The following is a 1,852-nucleotide window of genomic DNA, read 5'->3' as shown; positions in this document are numbered from 1 at the left end:
ATATGGTGTTGCCGTTGCTGTCATAGCTGTATTTCTCTGTTACGGTTTCTCTTCCGCTCTGCTGTACCGTGGATACCAGCCTGTTTTGCTCGTTATATGTATAGCTTGTGGTTACCGAGCTTATGGCAACGAATACCCTTTCCAAGACTGAAAAGGAATTTGAGGGCAATTTCACGACCGTCCCTTCCGCCACTTTCCCGAACAAATTGTGCTGACCTCCTATGATTTTGGTGCGGGATAAAGGCACGTGGTCGCAAGCGTCCTGCGCCAAAGCACAACAGCCGGCAGTGCCGGCTGTGTAACTGTTCTGGTATAGGTGGTTGGAATTACAAAAGTGTGTTGGGTGGGTGGTAAAACGTGCTCATGCCCTGTGTTCAAATAGGTACACTGATGTTGTATCTAATCGTGTTGATTACATAGCACAGTAAAAGATGGTCATTAAAATACTACCAAGCAACAAGGTTCCTTCCTGAAACATCTGCAATAGACTTATACTGTACTTTTTCAAAACCATTACATATACAATTATTATATACTTTATCCAATATATCTCTGTCTTTACAGTAAAATTCTATAAATCCATAAACTGTAAATTATCCAAGGTACACCTTTCAGGTGGCTGTGATTATAGTAAAATAGCCAAAATTTAAATATTCAAAGGAATCTGTAAAGCTCAACTACAAGGTTGCATATATCATTGTTGATATCTATAATTTTTTACGGATAGCTCAATTCATGTAGAAACAATATTAATATTGGTTACATAAAGAGTCCAAACCGAAAATGAACTCTATATGTATTTATTCATTACTCCTCCAGAGCATATATTTTTATTGCCTTATCAGATCCTTCTTTAAAAACATAGACTCTTTCGCATCTCGGGCATTTCCAAACATCATAGGTAGGCAAAGGAATGTTCCATGTCTCAATTGTATCGCTTTCCATAATGGAGTCCCATTCCTTTTCTGTATATACTCTTAATTCAATATTATTTGGTACAGTTGAATTTGATAATACTTCTCCACATCTGCATTCCATTCTTGCCATATTATTTCCCTCCAAATATTGTGCCTTCATTTGTCCAAATTTCTATTTTTCCAGGCACACCATTTTTATATATTCCATTGATTCTGTTGATAACTGTATTAGCTTGTTCTGCCGTAAGCCCCGTTGCACGACCATCAATTATTACAGTTTGTGCACCTTGACCGAAACCTTTTTGTATCCTTGTAACAGGTGTATTCAGACTTGTTCCCTCTAAAGATTTTAATTCTGTTAAAACTCCATTTACTTTAAAATCTGGCGTTTTAACACCCTGTACATTTGACCTCGGCACAATTTCTACATTTTTACCTTGTCTTAACAAATCATTTACCATTGTCCTTTCAGCTTGTGATAATTTATCTAAGCTTCCAGTCAGTGTCCCCGCACCTTTAGTAGCATTACCCGCTCCCTCAAATAATGAACCTAAATATTTTATTGCGTTTGAAGCCATTTTTATTTCTGGTTGAAGCATAGAAGTCACTATCACAAACCCATCTATATCCTCTTGTGTTATATACAATGTATACATAGGCTCATAGTAGTCATCTATTGGGTCATTTAACAACGGTTTAGGCAAGTCTTTTGTCTTATATATTCCAGACTCTGCTGGCCAGCTTTTTTCCGTAGTTTTACTAGCCCCCTGAGACGTTGTAGTCTTCCCCGTCCCCCTAACACTTGTAGTACTTTTATTAACAACATTTGAAGGCTTAGCTTGATCTATAGCCGAATTAATTGCTGAAGTTTGATAATTTTGGGGTACATTTTGCTGAATATTTACAATTGCTTTTTTAGTATCACTTCCATATTT

General features: G+C 37.0%; 3 protein-coding genes. All 3 read right to left on the bottom strand.

The genetic code is table 11. From position 1 onward, the window contains the following. A partial coding sequence (locus tag CLHUN_RS21460) for an RHS repeat domain-containing protein (RefSeq protein WP_165755829.1) occupies positions 1-205 on the bottom strand: 205 nt, incomplete at its 3' end. Positions 206-807: 602 nt separating this feature from the next. Beyond that, positions 808-1,047 (bottom strand): hypothetical protein, encoded by a 240-nt coding sequence (locus tag CLHUN_RS21455; protein WP_080066713.1) that lies wholly within the window; start codon positions 1,045-1,047, stop codon positions 808-810. Between the two features lies 1 nt (position 1,048). Continuing rightward, the coding region (locus tag CLHUN_RS22265; protein WP_207559200.1) for a CdiA C-terminal domain-containing protein at positions 1,049-1,852 on the bottom strand (804 nt) is incomplete at its 5' end.

It is taken from the genome of Ruminiclostridium hungatei (assembly GCF_002051585.1).
Classification (GTDB): Bacteria; Bacillota; Clostridia; order Acetivibrionales; family DSM-1351; genus Ruminiclostridium; species Ruminiclostridium hungatei.
Note: the sequence above shows the minus strand (reverse complement) of the source record. Positions and strands in the feature narration are given on the sequence as shown.

Excerpts from the sequence above, each read along its gene's own strand:
- CLHUN_RS21455 (WP_080066713.1), bottom strand. The coding sequence starts at position 1,047 with ATGGCAAGAATGGAATGCAGATGTGGAGAAGTATTATCAAATTCAACT.